Origin of the sequence: Leptospira perolatii (assembly GCF_002811875.1) — a bacterium.
Lineage (GTDB): Bacteria > Spirochaetota > Leptospiria > Leptospirales > Leptospiraceae > Leptospira_B > Leptospira_B perolatii.
Genome location: NZ_NPDZ01000002.1, coordinates 255862 through 271549 on the forward strand (window position 1 = coordinate 255862; position 15688 = coordinate 271549).

The 15688-nt window shown below is 42.9% G+C and carries 11 protein-coding genes; 5 read left to right on the forward strand and 6 right to left on the reverse strand.

The features are described 5' to 3' along the window. Positions 1 to 48: 48 nt before the first annotated feature. The 5 genes from CH373_RS05030 to CH373_RS05050 all read left to right on the forward strand — a co-directional run bounded on the left by CH373_RS05030 (position 49) and on the right by CH373_RS05050 (position 8063). Entirely contained in the window at positions 49 to 1695 is a 1647-nt protein-coding gene (locus CH373_RS05030) for a DUF3556 domain-containing protein (RefSeq protein ID WP_100713009.1), read from the forward strand. A gap of 1 nt (position 1696) precedes the next feature. After that, positions 1697 to 3151, forward strand: coding sequence for a phytoene desaturase family protein (locus CH373_RS05035; protein ID WP_100713010.1), 1455 nt, complete (start codon positions 1697 to 1699; stop codon positions 3149 to 3151). 50 nt (positions 3152 to 3201) lie between these two features. Next, positions 3202 to 3861, forward strand: coding sequence for a TetR/AcrR family transcriptional regulator (locus tag CH373_RS05040; protein WP_243393263.1), 660 nt, complete (start codon positions 3202 to 3204; stop codon positions 3859 to 3861). 268 nt (positions 3862 to 4129) lie between these two features. Then, positions 4130 to 7633: a PAS domain-containing protein gene (locus tag CH373_RS05045; protein WP_100713012.1), complete on the forward strand. Its 3504-nt coding sequence runs from the start codon at positions 4130 to 4132 to the stop codon at positions 7631 to 7633. 13 nt (positions 7634 to 7646) lie between these two features. Next, positions 7647 to 8063, forward strand: coding sequence for a response regulator (locus tag CH373_RS05050; RefSeq protein ID WP_100713013.1), 417 nt, complete (start codon positions 7647 to 7649; stop codon positions 8061 to 8063). Here CH373_RS05050 and CH373_RS05055 read toward each other — a convergent pair. The 6 genes from CH373_RS05055 to CH373_RS05080 form a co-directional block, all read right to left on the reverse strand. Further along, the gene (locus CH373_RS05055; RefSeq protein ID WP_207761444.1) at positions 8060 to 9187 is read right to left on the reverse strand and encodes a bacteriohemerythrin; all 1128 of its coding nucleotides are present in this window, start codon (positions 9185 to 9187) and stop codon (positions 8060 to 8062) included. The genes CH373_RS05050 and CH373_RS05055 overlap by 4 nt on opposite strands. Before the next feature lie 163 nt (positions 9188 to 9350). Next, on the reverse strand, positions 9351 to 11507 hold the full coding sequence (locus tag CH373_RS05060; protein WP_243393264.1) for a SpoIIE family protein phosphatase: 2157 nt from the start codon (positions 11505 to 11507) through the stop codon (positions 9351 to 9353). Positions 11508 to 12014: 507 nt separating this feature from the next. Continuing rightward, positions 12015 to 12965: a patatin-like phospholipase family protein gene (locus CH373_RS05065; RefSeq protein ID WP_100713014.1), complete on the reverse strand. Its 951-nt coding sequence runs from the start codon at positions 12963 to 12965 to the stop codon at positions 12015 to 12017. Further along, on the reverse strand, positions 12962 to 13726 hold the full coding sequence (locus CH373_RS05070) for a lysophospholipid acyltransferase family protein (RefSeq protein ID WP_100713015.1): 765 nt from the start codon (positions 13724 to 13726) through the stop codon (positions 12962 to 12964). Before CH373_RS05070 ends, CH373_RS05065 begins: the two co-directional genes overlap by 4 nt. A gap of 88 nt (positions 13727 to 13814) precedes the next feature. Then, on the reverse strand, positions 13815 to 14870 hold the full coding sequence (locus CH373_RS05075) for an NAD-dependent epimerase/dehydratase family protein (protein WP_100713016.1): 1056 nt from the start codon (positions 14868 to 14870) through the stop codon (positions 13815 to 13817). 248 nt (positions 14871 to 15118) lie between these two features. After that, positions 15119 to 15673: a YbhB/YbcL family Raf kinase inhibitor-like protein gene (locus tag CH373_RS05080; protein WP_100713017.1), complete on the reverse strand. Its 555-nt coding sequence runs from the start codon at positions 15671 to 15673 to the stop codon at positions 15119 to 15121. Positions 15674 to 15688: the final 15 nt, after the last annotated feature.

Below are 15688 nucleotides of genomic sequence, written 5' to 3' on the forward strand. Positions count from 1 at the left end.
CAAAATTCGACCCTCAGTGGAAAAATAGAAGGGAAAGGAATAGGAAAGATGATTAAACCAAAAGCGCCACCTTATGATCCAATGGAGTGGTTGAAAAAATCTTTTAGCGAAAAGGCCCGACTGGTCTGTCAGGCTTGGGCAGTTCAAGGATACGGCTCGCCTGAAGGTGTATATCTTATTTACGCACTGAAAGTAGGTCTCTACGTTGCTGGTTGGATTTATTTCTGCTCCTTTACCCCCGGACTCGGAGCTTGGGACTCCACCTCTTGGTGGATGCAACCGATAGCGTTTCAAAAGGCTATCGCCTGGAGCATGTTATTCGAAGTCTTAGGCTTTGGCTGCGGAAGCGGTCCACTGACCGGAAGATATTTTCCCCCTTTAGGCGGATTTCTATATTTCCTTAGGCCAAAAACAACTAAGATGCCTTTAATCGAAGGAGCTCCAATCGTAGGTGCAAAAACCAGGGGCTTCTTGGATATCATCAGCTACGCTGCGTTAGTTGTTTTTCTATTCATCTCCTTAATTCATCCAGCACCCGGTTTTGATCAATGGTTGCCTATTGTCGTATTATTGCCTTTGCTGGGGCTTTTGGACAAGACAGTCTTTTTGGCTGCTCGCGGAGAGCACTACTGGGTCACTATTGTAGTCTTTGCCTTTGCGCCAAATTGGATAGCCGGAGCTATGGTAGTGCAGCTCGCACTCTGGTTCTTTGCTGGATTTTCTAAACTAAATCATCACTTCGTAACTGTAGTCTGCGTGATGGCGAGCAATAGTCCATTCACTCCTTTTGGATGGTTCCGAAAGGCGATGTATAAAAACTATCCAGACGATTTGCGCCCTTCGACTACTGCATTAGTAAAAACGTATATGGGAACTGCATTGGAGTTGGCGATCCCAATTACGTTTGTAATAGGAATTCTATCAGGTTCTGCGAATGTAATGACTGCGGGATTGATCATGATGGTTCTGCTGCACACATATATCACGAGCAATATCCCAATGGGAGTTCCAATCGAATGGAACTTTATGGTAGTATATGCAGGATTCTTTTTATTCGGTGCGAATCCGAACGTGATTCCGTTCGATGTGGGATCTATGCCTGTTGTTTTGTTTTTGATCGTGTTCTGCATATTACTTCCGTTGCTTGGAAACATAAAGCCGGAGTGGATTTCTTTTCTACTCGCGATGAGATATTATGCTGGGAACTGGGCGACTAGCGTTTGGTTGTTCAAAGGTGAAAGCTATCGTAAACTGGATAAGCTCACGAAAAGTTCTGCTTGGCTGTATGACCAACTAGATATGTTTTATGAACGAAAAGTTTCTGTGGGGCTCGTGAGTAAGGTAATGGCGTTCAGATTGATGCACCTTCACGGTAGGGCTTTTCAAACCTTGGTTCCAAAAGCTGTTCGAAAATTCGAAGACTATCAGTGGGTCGACGGAGAGCTGATAGCCGGAATGATTGTCGGTTATAATTTCGGAGAAGGGCACCTGCACGATGAGCAATTGCTTCGATCTGTCCAGGAACAGTGCGGATTCGAACCGGAAGAACTAAGATGCATTTTCCTAGAGTCGCAGCCTTTGGGAAAATCCACCCAAGAATACAGGATTTATGACGCAAAGACTGGTTTGATAGAATCAGGAAAAGTGGAGATAAACGAATTACTAAAATTGCAACCTTGGCCAACTAAGGCCTGAAATGAAACAGGGAAGCGAAGAGTTTGATGTCTGCATCATAGGGTCGGGGCCGAACGGACTTGCCGCGGCCTCCGTGCTGGCTCAAGCCGGAGCTTCCGTTTTGATTTTAGAAGCAGCCGAAACGTTTGGAGGAGGTACTCGGACAGGCGAGTTAACCTTGCCTGGATTTCGGCACGACATTTGTTCTGGAGCACATCCGATGGGTGTGCTTTCTCCCTATCTAAAAACCCTTCCTCTCGAAAAATTCGGTCTTCGCTGGATAGAGCCTCCCGCTTCAGTAGCTCATCCTCTGGACGGAGAACCTGCAGTTCTTCTCCGAAAATCAACCGAAGAGACCGCTGAAAATTTAGGAATCGATAAAGCAGCTTATTTGCGTTTGGTGGAACCTTTTTTGAGGAATCCCGATGGATTGATTGAAGATGCCTTAGCTCCTTTAAGAATCCCCAAGAATCCTTTTTTGCTAGCGCGCTTCGGAATGTTGGGTCTGCGTCCTGCGCAATCGTTTGCAAAAAGCAGGTTCAAAGGGCAAAGGGCAAAGGCCTTATTCGCCGGCTGTGCGGGTCATTCCATTCTGTCCTTTGATCAGCCTTTGACTACGGCGATAGGATTGCTGTTCTTGCTGACAGGTCATATGAGGTCTTGGCCAATTGTGGAGGGCGGATCGCAAATGATCACCGAGTCGTTAGTCGGTTATTTGAAATCTCTCAAAGTCGAAATGAGATCCGGAAATGCAGTGTCGGATATAAATGAGTTACCAAGGTCAAGAGTAGTTCTATTCGATACTAGCCCAGCACAAGTTACAAGGATCGCTCAAAAAATATTACCAGTTTCTTATATTCGAAGATTACAATCTTATAAATATGGACCTGGAGTTTTCAAGATAGATTGGGCGCTGAGCGGTCAGATTCCTTGGTCTGATCCTAAATGTATAGAGGCATCTACAGTACATTTGGGCGGCACTCTAGAAGAAATCGCATTTGCTGAATCGGAAGTTTGGAAAGGTAGACATCCGGAAAAACCGTACGCACTCGTGATACAGCAAAGTCAATTCGACGAGGGAAGGGCGCCGAAGGGGAAACATACCGGATACGCATATTGCCATGTCCCGAACGGATCTCGAGTGGACCTGACCGAAGTTCTGGAAAATCAGATCGAAAGATTCGCTCCGGGATTCAAGGATCTGATTTTAGCAAGACATACGATGAATACTGGTGATTTAGAAAAGTATAATGAAAATTATATCGGAGGGGCAATTACAGGAGGAGCGGCTGACATTACTCAGGCTTTTTTTAGACCTGTCTTTCGGTTAAATCCTTACAGTACTCCGAATCCTCACCTATTTTTGTGCTCTGCTTCGACTCCGCCTGGCGGAGGAGTCCACGGTATGTGTGGTTATTACGCAGCAAAAAGTATTTTAAAAAAATTGCCAAGCATCGGCTTGCTAAAAACTTACTAACTTTAATGATTTATTCTGAACCGTCATACTCCCGTCGAGAAGACAACAAGATGCGAAATCGCCGAGCGATTCTCGATGCCGCTCGAAAAGTCTTTGCCACGATAGGTTTTGAGGCTTGTTCGACTAGAGAAATTATTCGCGAGAGTGGGTTAGCCCAGGGAACTTTTTATAATTATTACAAAGATAAGGAATCCGTAATGCAGGATCTTGCGGACGATTTTGCGGAAAACATTCGTCACGCGATTTCCGAAGCACGAGCAAATGCAAATTCTCCCTTAACCTTCCTGAGTGATGCGTATTTTGCATTGTTCACGATCATGCTGCAAAATCGAGAGAACCTACAGATGTTAGCCAGAAACCGGGATATACTTAGAGGTTATTTATTTCAAGGAGGGCCGATGACCCTTATTTTGGAAGAACTCGGTCGGGATCTCGATCGTGCCGTTGAGCTGGGAATGTTCCCTCATCATCCAATAAAAATAACTTCAGTGATGATGGTCGCAGTGGGTTTTGAGGCGATGGTGCTTTTAGCCGGAGAACAAAAGTTCGAATTACGCAAGCTTTCGGACTATTTAGGAACCCTATTTCAAGGTGGAATTGGCTCTGTATCAAAATCTTTGACCAGTGATGACCAGTTGATACTTCGCACTTCCAAAAGTAAAAAAAGTTCAACCTCGAAAAGATCGGTGAGTTTGACTAAGCGAAAATAATTTGCGGTCAAAGAGTTTGAATCTTTCCTGCAATACAAGAAGTACATCCCTAAAACGATAAGTTCGTTTATTTATATCATTTCCTTGAAATAGAAATAGGCCAAACTCTATTAGGCTTCTATTAAAATCCTGAATTTATTAATTAATTCTGTAAACGGTAGAAAAATTCATTGGATCTACCGCGAATTCTCTATACAACTATTCCGTCGGAAAAAAGCGTGAACCCGGTTTATTTATTTTTTGTTGTTACTGAATATGGGTTTCAAAAATGAATTCCTTAATGATTTGGCTGGAACAGGTATTTGAACCAATCCCTCTTCCGCTTTTGGATATTTGGGGGCATATCGGATATTTTCTCGGACTCTTTCTGATGGTTTCGGCTTTTGGGGGATTCACTTTTAGGCCCGGAGGTCGTTGGGGTTTAGGTAGAGAAAGGCAAGCTTGGGATGCAAAGGCATTACTGAGTATCGCCCTAACATTCATACTAGTTTTCACAACAGGTTATATAGGTTCCTTTTTCGTACTCGTGCCTGGAGCGCAGACCTTTGAGTCATTGAAGGATCTATCTGTTTTACTTTGTATTTTGATCTTTGGTTATCCTGCTCTGCTCGCAGTTCCCTTTGTCTATGGACTTTCGGATCTAATTGAAGGAGTTCCCCCGAGCTTTCTTTTAGATTGGATAGAAGGTTACTTTATCAATCCTTCCTGTTTTTGGGTCGCTTATCAATTGATCGGAAAGGATCCGGATTTCAAAAAAGGAAAAACCTGGGGAGGGTATTTGCTCTTCGTGCTCATTTTTATGAGCATAGAACCTCAATTGTGGGGTTATATCTGTTCAAATAAATTTACGCCTGAGATTTCCTACAGAACCATAACTCCTGCTTTATTTTTCACTACAGGATTAACTTGGATCATTGCGCCTTTTGCGATGTTAGTCGCGTACCCTCTCGCCAAGAAATACAATATGTTCTGGGCGGAGATTTCGGGGCACGTAAAGGAAAGAAAGGTAGGAGCTCGAGAATGGGTTTGGCGAAGCGGAAAAGAGGGAAGCGAAGAGGATGATCAATCGTTTAGCCAAGCACTTCCGATTCGGATATTTATACTAACCCCTCTCATCGTTTTCGTTTTTGTAATCGTAATAGCTACAGCATATATATCTTCTCGTAGCGCTGAAAATACCGCTATGAATCTGGCTAGCCGTCTTCACAATGAAATTTCAGAAAGAACCAAACTGCAGTTAGACGATTACTTTGAAACATTCAAAATAAATGATGAAGCTCGCTTAAAATCAGATCTTTCAAAGGTAATCGCAAAAACTAGTCTGTCCAAACAGATTGCAATTTATATAATAGATCGATCTGGAAACCTAGTTGTTTCCTCGGTCAGCGCTTCGCCCGACTTGAAGCAAAAGGAATTGCAACCGGTTGCAGACGGGGTTCTTTTAAATGCGGTTTCCAATCTCAATCGGATTTCGGGAGGTTTAGAAACTTTTAATTCTGCTAAGCAGTATCCTTTCGATATTATTTCTGCAAAACCCCTATTTAGGAAAACTTGGCTAGCCCAGGCAAATCCTTATGTGAATCAGAGTGCGAGCGAGGATTGGATTGTACTCACTGTAATGCCTGAGAGCTATTATCTGGAAGGTGTACAATTGGGTAACGCGAAATCAGGGATTATTTTCGCAATAGGTCTGACACTTGCGTTACTAGTAGCGGTACTATTGGCTGATATCTTGGCCAGACCGATAGGTAGGATTTCGATTGCAACAAGGGCTTTGGCTTTGGGAGAATTTTCACAAAAGGTTCCGAGCAGTTTATTGGCAGAGCTAGACTCTCTTTCCATATCGTTTAACAATATGATGGAGCAACTTCGGGAATCGATCGAGCGCACCAGATTGAGTGAGCAACAATTTCATGACTTGGTGGATACTAGTCCCGGCGTCGTTTGGGAAGCCACGATAGATACTTTTGATTTTACTTATGTGAGCCAGCAGGCTGTGAATTTGTTCGGATATTCAGTGGAGGAATGGAAGCAAAGTGGCTTTTGGTTAGAGCACCTGTATCCTGAGGATAAAAAAAAGGCGGTTGGCTTTTACTCCGAATGCGTGAACGAACATAAAACCAAAGACCTCGAATATAGGCTTTTGCATAAAAGCGGGAATATCGTATGGGTGAGTGACACAGCAAAGCTAATTACGCTCTCGGACTCAGTAAAGTTTCTTCGCGGTGTAATGGTTGATGTGTCCGAAAGAAAAAAGATAGAAGAGAAGCTCCTCGAACACAGCCGCCTGATTGAGACGATCGTTGATCTGACTCCGGATGTATTATATATTTATGATTTAGAAGAAAGGAAAAATATCTATAGTAATCACGGTATCGTTAATACTTTGGGGTATACACCTTCGGAATTGCAAAGTATGGGCGATCAAATCGTTCCTACATTAATGCATCCCGATGATTTTAAGACCTATTTAACAGAAATAGTGCCGCTTTACCATAGCCTGGGGGACAAGACAGTGATCCACCACGAATATAGAATGCGGCATAAATTGGGAGAATGGAAGTGGTTGATCTCCGCAGAACTTATCTATAAGAGAAGTCATACCGGTGCACCGAAGCAGATTTTTGGAATTACCCATGATATTACCAATGCAAAGCAAGCGGAAGAAACGATTCTGGACTTGAATGCAAATTTAGAGAGAAAAATAGAACTCCGAACGTTGGAATTGAAAAGTTCTAACGAGGAACTTATCAAAACGATCAACCATCTAGAAAATATAATGAAGGAATTGCAGGATGCCCAAGAGCAACTCTTGCTTTCTGAGAAACTAGCCGCGCTTGGAAGACTTTCGGCTGGAATGGCGCATGAGTTAAACACTCCTTTAGGCGCAATTTCTTCTGCAAACAAGACGATACTCAAAATGCTCGATACAGAGCTTAAAGAAATTCCAGAACTTTTGTCCAATCTAAATAATGAAGAAAGAGAAAGTTTTAGAGTACTTCTAGTAGAGTGCATGTTAGATGCGGCGCTTCCGGAGCATTTGCCGGATCGATCTTTACGAAAAAAGATGATCCAGACCTTCCGGGACGCCGGTATAAGAAACCCGGAGGAGTCCGCAGTCATTGTGATCGAGACGGGCGTGCACAAATTAGGGGAGAGGCTTCTAAAGTTACTCAATACAGAAAGAAGTTCAGATCTTCTAAGTGCGCTGAATACGATTTCTAGTATAGCTCGATTGGCAAATGTCATCTCTGTGGCTAACGGGAAAGCTTCTTATGTGGTCGAAGCGCTTAGGAACTATTTGTCGCCGGAGGGACGAGACGATGAGGAGCTTTCCAGTGTGGATATTCGATCTGAAATTGAAACGCTGCTCGCACTATATCATAATAAAATTAAGTACGGAGTTGAAGTACTTCGAATATACAACACCGATAACAGATGCATCGGGAACGGTAATAAATTGAACCAGGTTTGGATTAACCTGATAAATAATGGTTTACAATCCATGGAATATAGCGGAAAAATCGAGATTGAAATTAATAAAATGGATTCCTGGATCGTCACATCAATTACAGATTCAGGGCCCGGGATTCCAGTGGAAATTCAAAGCAAGATCTTCAATCCGTTTTTTACGACTAAAAAGCACGGAGAGGGAATCGGAATCGGTCTAGATATCTGTAAGAAAATCATCGAAAAGATGGGCGGTAAAATAGAGTTCGAAAGCAAGCCAGGAAAAACTAAATTCAGTGTCTGGCTAAAATCCGCTGACTAGACGGGTTAAAGCATTGGAGAGTAAACGATCGCAGAACGTAATTTTATGTGTGGACGATGAGCCGATCATCCTGGTTGCTTTGAAGCAAGAGCTAAAAAAGAAATTCGGGAATCAGTTCCAATACGAAACCGCACTGAACGCCCCCGAAGCATTAGAATTAATTGATGAGCTCAGCGCCGGTGGAGTAAAAGTCATCTTAATTCTTTCCGACTGGCTTATGCCGGGAATGAAGGGGGATGAATTTCTGATTCTGGTTTCACAAAAACACCCGGACATCAGAACAATCATGGTGACCGGGCATGTCGACGAAGCCGCAATTGAGCGAGTCAAAAATGACGCAGGTGCTTATGCAGTTTTTCCTAAACCTTGGGATTCAAAAAAACTGATGGAAGCGGTTAGAGTTTGCTGCGGGTTGGAAGAGACCGCCTAAACTTTCGCTCCGGAAACTTCCTCGTAGTTCACTAAAAGTCGATAAATGTGAACAGCATCTTTCCAGATATGAATTCTTCCTTCCTGGTTTAGTTTGCGTACATAGTCGTTTACTTCTCCCAAGCGATAGCGGAAGAAATAGAATAATTTCTTATCTTCAACCGCGATATGACTGATTAGCCATTCCTTTAGATCCTGAAGTAGCTTCGATACCGCGTCAAAATCGTTTTCACCGCCGTGTAATACCAGTTCGCTTATCAATCGATCAAAGCCTCTATGCTGCTTTAGGTGGGTCATCGTTCCGTGAAAGTGAAACTGTCTCATGATTGCTTCTTCCGTGGCAAAATGCTCTCGGATATAGTCTACAGTGGCAGCTAGTGCCTCTTTGATTTTTGGGCTAACTTCATCGCTGCCTATCTGCTGCTTTAATCTCTGCTTATGCATTTTTTCGAGCTTTACGAGCAGTTTTAGTAACCAAAGATGCTGCATGTCTACAATAGCAATTCCGGTTTTGAGCCGGTATCTGTGCCAAAGTTCCGAAATCAGTTTGAGATTGTCGTCGTCGAGAGTAGGCAAGTCTTCAGGTTCTACAGAGACCGGAGAATATGTTATAATATTATAAAGTTCTTCCACTTCTTCTCGATGCGGAGAAGTGTTAAATTGCAGTTCGATCGCGTCTTTTACCTTTTCGTAATTTAAGGTGAATGCATCGAGATAAGCCCTATCTTCGGAAAGAATGTGCTGGTAAAGCCAGGTTCTCATATTTCTGAGTAGATTTAGAGAAGCTTTTCTGTAGTCTCCTGCCATTCGTTCTCTGGCCCTTCTTCTCAGCACTCCGATAAATCTCATGTGCTGTACTCTATGCTGTCCGAGTTTGGGATAGTTCATTAACTCAAGAGCCTTCTCTTCCAGTGAAAAGTGCTCCAAAGTGTAATCGAGTGCCTTCGTCAGAGATCTGCTAAAGTTCTCTTCTAATCTGTAAGGAGTTTCGGACTCAATATCTTCTTCCAGCTCCACGATCATTGCAATCAGCCAAATATGCTGTTTATCTATTACAGGAATATTTAATGCCATATTATAGGTTTCCCAAATATTGCGAATTCTAGAAATCGTGCTTTCTTTCAAAGTGAATTCTCCAGCAAAAATAGACTTTCAGTTGCCTAAGTTAAATGGATGGAAGTGAATGAAAAGTCCATCCTAACTGTGGCGACAGTTAAGTAGGTTGATATATATCAACGGCTCGGAAAAGATTATAGATAAGTGAAATGGGTATGGGTTAGGGTCGTGGCTAAGATTTAGTTCGAGCCGAAAGTAAAGAGTCCACTCGTTCTAAATTTCCTTGTTTTCTATGTAACCTGACAAGGTGTTCTATGTTTGTGCTATGTTGCGGATCACGCATTAACAAGCATTCGCCGAAGTTAATTGCCTTTTCATAATCTCCAAGTCTGGATAGCGCATACGATACCCAGAGATATACAGGGCTATCATCCGGATAATGTTCAAGATAGCGCTGGCCGGCAGCTGCGACCCAGACAAAATCCTTTGTCTGTAGTCCTTTTTTTAATGCGCGTCTTTCTCTCCGACGATTTCCGATCAATTCACTTTCGATATTCTTGGGAGTGTCTTCTATCAGTGTACTTACGTTTGGAAGTTCTTCTTTGTATGCGATTCGAATCAAGCTTAGATCATCGATTACTTGGCCCCTTTCTCGAATCAGTTTTTCTATCTCGAGCAATTCTCCTTGAGCGACAGAAACGTCTTTTAAAATAGCTTTCTCGTCTTCGTTGATAATGGAATTTCCTTCGCTCGTATGTCCGAGTTGAACATCGTCTCTTCCGTCAGATCCAATGATGATTACATCGTTCGGATGCATTTGAATGATCTGTACAACAAAAATTTCCTCCGGATCTTCTACTCCGACCTTTCTAAGCATTCCGGCTTCTGCGATAAATTCGGATAATCCGTCTCTAAATAATACTATTCTTGGATGTTCCGCATTAACAAAGTACATAAGACCTGATTCTTCATCCACTAACCCTAAGACCATGGAAATCAACATCCGTCCGTCAAAAGCGACAAATACGTGTTTCAACTCTTGATAACATTGGTGAAGCCATTGCTCAGGAAAGCGATTCTGCATTTCTGAAGAATTTTGAGTTCTAGTTACTATTGTTTTAAATACGGTTCCCATAATCAGGGCGCCACCAGCACCTTGCATGGATTTGCCCATTGCGTCACCATTAAAGAAAACTAAAACTGGCCTTCCTCTCAGCTGTAAAGAGTAAGCTGCGCATAAATCTCCGCCTAATTCTCCTTGCCAGTTTCTAAACTGAAATCTCTTCTTTTGTCTGCATAAAATTTCTACGTTTACAATTTCGCTCTTCGCGTAATTTCCTGCGAGTGGCTGCATCAGTTGAGAGGTAAGAAAGTAATCTCCGTCCTGCTGATGCTTTAGGTCACGAATTTCGCTTAAACTACGTTGTAAGTCTGCAGTTCTTTTGCGGACCTTTTCTTCTAGATCGGTATTCAACTCTTCGACTTCGTTATGAACGCGAACGAATCGGTTAGCCAAAATCAACGCTATCCCCACGATAAACGCTAAGAAAGTATAGGGCATGATGAAGATGGAACGAATCCACCTTTGTTCCACAGCAAGATCGTGAAGGCCTCCAGCCAAAATCAAAGCTACGCCGACCAACAATAATCTTGCGTCGGTGTTTCCTTTCAGAGATTCTCGGATCGTCAAAAACAGAATATAAGGGAGTACTAATATCATTGAGATCTCGACCGATTCTAAAAAGATCGATCGGAGTTCATGATTGACGAAAATATCCGCGGCTGCGATCGCAAAGTATGCGGAAGAAAATATCACCGCAAACTTAGAATGGTGGCGTAGAAATAATCGATCAATGAAAAGAAGTAAATTCCCAATGAAAACCATAAGGGAAACCTGATCCACGATCGATTGTAATTCTTTATGTTTTTCGAATATTACTTCGGCTGAAGCGTTATTTGTTAGATGGAAAAATGAGAAGAATAGGGAGAATAATCCGAAGTAGAGATTGAATATATCGGCAGGACGTCTGATCGCGAGCAGAAGATGATACAATCCTACGCTCACATATACCGAGGCGAGCAAGAATGCTACGCTAAGTTCAATAGAAAACGTACGCAATAAAGACTGGGCCTGTCCTATGTTTACTTCGGGGCCTCTCCAGAAGAATGGCTTTCCTGGAACCGAGCAAATTCTTGCATAAATATAGTTATTTTTCTCTTTGAGAAACGACTTAAAAGGTAGAATTGCAACGACTCTTCCGTCCTGACCGGAAGTATAGGGCTGGATGGATCCCGATTCTCCGATCAAACCAGATTCTTGGTTGAGATAAAATTTTGCGTAATCGGAAGTGTGTCCACTATCTAAGGCGACTGGAATTTCCTTTCTCATCCAGCTTTGGATCTGATCCGGTAAAAGTCGGCGGACGGTTAGACACGAATTTTGATTTTTGAAATTTGGATCAGAACTTAAATCGAATGGAACAAGGAGTGTTTTCTGAGAACTTTCGTTTTCGTGCAAGTTTTCATTTTTTGAGGGAAGGGGCATGATCTCCCATTCTCCGCGTAGAGAAAAAATTTGGTTCGGATCATTTGGGACTTCCTTGAAACAAGCACCGAAGCTAATTGCAGCGTAGGCTATAAATAAAAAGGGAAGGAATCGTCTTTGTAAAATCAGATCTTTGAACAGAAGACACATCCGAAATTCTCTCTAAGCGTGCCGGAGCAAAAACCGATCGTAATTCTGGAAATGGCTCAGCTTGTACTAGGACGTGAATTGTGGATTAATTTCCACTCGCTTGGGAAATAAATTTTCTACGAATTGAGAAGCAGAATGCAAATCAATTTTTCTTATTTTAATCACTTACATTTGAGTGAGTGTTCGATTGAGATTTATACGTCAAGACGCCAAAGCTTTTTGTCTTTGCTTCTTCGGCTTAGATGTAGCCGGCTTTTTCTTCTTAAATATTTTTCTCAGGAATAGCCCAGCTTCCAATCCTATCTGTTTACCCAAATATACAGTCTTTTCCAGTGAACTCTGTTTGGTGGTTACTAGTCCGACAGGCAAATCAGTGAAAGGTGCGATCGTGCGGATCTGGATTCCTTTCGGAGGACTTTGCGCAAGAGTCCTGGCCATATTGAAATAATAATGATGCATATGCTTCATCAATTTGGATAGTTTGCGATCTCTAGGAAAGGAGAAAAATCTACTAATGGAATGCAAAGGCGCAGAGACTCTTTCGACCGGAGAGTTCATGACTACAGTAATGTCCTTATAGCCTGCATCGATCAGATCGTTTACAGGTAGGGGATTCAGAATTGCAGCGTCTGAGTAGATTTTATCGTCGATCTTATATTTTCCTTTCGTTGCGATAGGCAAGGCGGTTGCTGCTTTCAATAAATCGAATATATTATGCTGAGTTGCTTTTACATATTCAGGAATTCTGTTATGCAAATTACTTACAGCGATCCATAAGTCAGGAAGACCATGTTTTCCGAAATTCTCGGCCTGGATCGGATACTTTTCGCGAAAAAGATAATCCACGAGGTAACTTTGGTCCAAGAAAGTTTTACCTCGGAGAGGATTGAAGACGGAGATCAATTTGCTTCCCGCCAATTCGGAACGCCAGATAGAAAGGGTGTGGTCCCCTAGGTCGGGTTCCGGTTTAGGAGTGCTTGCATAGTAGGCCGCGCAACACGCGCCCGAGGAAACTGCGACGATCAAATCAAAGTTTTGTGCAGGCAAAACACAGTTCAGGGAGTGGAGCACTCCTCCTGCGAAGGCTCCCTTCATTCCTCCTCCTTCGACAAGGAGAACTCTTGCACCTTTTTTGGCTTTTGGCAACTTCATGATGCGATTCCTTCCATCTCTTTAAGAGTTGCATTCGTTTCCCTTTCGAAAGGATATACCAAACCGCTCAATCGGGCAAGCTCGTGCATGCATTCGTGTAAAAATTCTTCTGGGTCTTGACCTGGATGGAGTTCCCTCGTTTCACCGACTCTGAGTGTGATTTTAGTCCTGCGGAAACGACCTCTTGGTTCGTATTCGAATCCCAAAAGTGATACTGGTAAAGGCTTCTTAGGTTTGCCGACGATAAAACGGAATGCACCCGATTTCCCTTCTCCCATTTCATATGGAACAGTGGTTTGTTCCGGAAAAATCACCATTAGATTTCCGCGATATAGTACTTCGCGTGCAAATAATAAATGTTTTTTGCTTTTACTAGGTTCATCCCTGTTAAGGGGAATTCCTCCGCATTTTAGAAAAAAATCTAAGTAACGAGGTCTAGCGAGAGAATCCTTCATGACCCCCCAACAATTCCATCGTCTGCGAAATAAAGCGTGGCTCAAACCGATAGGAATATCGTCGTTTCTCGCGTGCTTTGCTAAGAGTAAAACTTCTCCGTCTTTTGGAATGTTTTCCAATCCGTGAACTTCTACTTTATAAAATAGTGCGCTGTAAATTCTGCCAAACGCATCTATTGTCCGGCGAACTCTATTAGAGGAGCCAGGATGTAGCATTGGGTGTCCATCCGCTTTGCTACGCTTATAGACTGGTTTAGGATTATTACGATTCTGTGACTGGTCTTTTTCGGCTTGCTTCGTTTCCATTCTACATAGTTAAGAGTTTTGCAGAATGGATTTGTTGCAAAAATTTGCGGGACGAGAATGGGATTCTAAAGGTTTTTTCTGGATTCACTTAATGACTTTTTTCAATAAGAGACTTCCACCAACCTAAGCTTTTTTCTACTCCTTCTTTTACGGAAACTTTCGGACGAAACCCCAGTTTGCTTTTTGCTTTTTCGATATCAGCATCCTGACTTCTTCCGGTTACATATACTGCCATACGTGTGACCAGAGGCCTATGGGAATAAGATCCGAACAGCGCATAGGTTTTTTCGAAAAGCCAACCTACAAAAAGTGCGATTCGAAACGGAATGGAGACAGATGCTCTCTTGACACCTAACTGGTCTGCGATCAGATCGCAATATTCTCTCCAAGTAGTATCTCCACCTGTTCCACCTTTGTCCCCGCAAACATTAAACGCTTCTCCTTCCATCCCAGGGACGGATCCGGCTAGTAAAAGTGCGTCGACAGTATCGTCGATATAGACAAGTCCTGCCTTTGCCTTTCCGCCGCTGATGAACAGCATCGATCCTTCGACTAACAATGTCGCGATTTCGGCTACCACGTCTTTGGATCCAGGACCGTAAACAGTTGCAGGTCGGAGAATGACTGCAGGAAGTCCTCTGTCCTTGCAAGCCTCTTGGACCAAAATATCTGATCTAGTTTTAGTAGCTGCATAGCCGAAGGGTAATCGGGCGCCTTTTAAAGGAGAATTTTCATTTGGTCTAGTTCCGGGATGTCCGTATACGTCTGCAGTAGATACATGAACAAATCTCTTTAGACTTGGTTTTGAGGACTGCAAATTCGCTAAACTAACACTGATTAGTTGCTCAGTAAGTATAAAATTCCCAACCTCGAAATCGCGGGCCTTAGCCCAGTCTGTCATGGTTCCCGCGACGTGATATACGGTGTCTATTTCATCCATCAGGGAGTTCGGTATAGGTTGATTCGGAAAGTCAAGTCTGACCACTTGCACATTCGGATTTGATTCTATCTCTGGAGACAATCTACTCGTAGCTCTGACCAGCAGTTTGATTTTCGGTTTTGGCTGAGAGTTCAAAAGACGGTTTAGTAGAGCGGAGCCGATAAAGCCAGTGGAACCAGTAAGTAGAATGTTTGAATTTGCCATAGAAATATGCTTTGAAGTTGATTCTCTAAGCTCTTAATAATGAATACTTAAGTCAATTCTGATTCGAACCAAGAAAATAAAATCTATCTTTTCCGGTGAATTGATTCAGACCTGAGGCTAAATGCAAAGGGTTAGTTCTATTTAGGCAAGTTCGCTTAATCTTCGAAATGTTATAAGACATTACATGAGCAAGGATGCTATTTGAAAATAGCATCCTTTTAAAGTATTGTGATATTCTAATAAATGGATTATCTGCCGTATTTTGCGGTCAGAGTTCCTTCGGCTAGTTTTAGGGAGTTTACGTAGTATCCTACCTGCGCTGGAGGAGAATCCTGGTCCAGAGGAACCTTATCCTTCAGAGCAAAAACTTTAAAGATGTAGTGATGTGGTTTGTCTCCAGTGGGGGGACAAGGGCCTCCGTATCCTGGTTTGCCGAAATCCGTTCTCCCCTGAACAGTACCAGCAGGAAGTTGGTTCGGATCGGTGCCGGCTTTCAAGGCCAAACCTTTGGTATCCGCGGGCAGATTGAATACGGTCCAGTGCCACCATCCACTGCCAGTCGGAGCGTCGGGATCATACATTGTAACCGCAAAGAATTTTGTATCCTTCGGTGCACCAGTCCATTGCAAATCCGGTGAAATATTATCACCAGTGCATCCGAAACCGTTAAATACTTGTGAGTTGGAAATTTTTGATCCTTCTTTAATCGTGGTACTGCTGAGTTTCAGGTCGCCAGCATAAATCGAACCGGTAAGCACCAGACTGAAGAGAAAAAGGCCGAAGGCTTTCAGATTAGATCGCATCGGAAATCCCTCCTG

Bases quoted from the DNA above. Each gene is read 5' to 3' on its own strand.
- CH373_RS05075 (WP_100713016.1), bottom strand. From the start codon at position 14,870: ATGGCAAATTCAAACATTCTACTTACTGGTTCCACTGGCTTTATCGGC.
- CH373_RS05060 (WP_243393264.1), bottom strand. From the start codon at position 11,507: ATGAGAAAGGAAATTCCAGTCGCCTTAGATAGTGGACACACTTCCGAT.
- CH373_RS05035 (WP_100713010.1), top strand. From the start codon at position 1,697: ATGAAACAGGGAAGCGAAGAGTTTGATGTCTGCATCATAGGGTCGGGG.
- CH373_RS05040 (WP_243393263.1), top strand. From the start codon at position 3,202: ATGCGAAATCGCCGAGCGATTCTCGATGCCGCTCGAAAAGTCTTTGCC.
- CH373_RS05045 (WP_100713012.1), top strand. From the start codon at position 4,130: ATGAATTCCTTAATGATTTGGCTGGAACAGGTATTTGAACCAATCCCT.
- CH373_RS05065 (WP_100713014.1), bottom strand. From the start codon at position 12,965: ATGAAGTTGCCAAAAGCCAAAAAAGGTGCAAGAGTTCTCCTTGTCGAA.
- CH373_RS05030 (WP_100713009.1), top strand. From the start codon at position 49: ATGATTAAACCAAAAGCGCCACCTTATGATCCAATGGAGTGGTTGAAA.
- CH373_RS05080 (WP_100713017.1), bottom strand. From the start codon at position 15,673: ATGCGATCTAATCTGAAAGCCTTCGGCCTTTTTCTCTTCAGTCTGGTG.
- CH373_RS05070 (WP_100713015.1), bottom strand. From the start codon at position 13,726: ATGGAAACGAAGCAAGCCGAAAAAGACCAGTCACAGAATCGTAATAAT.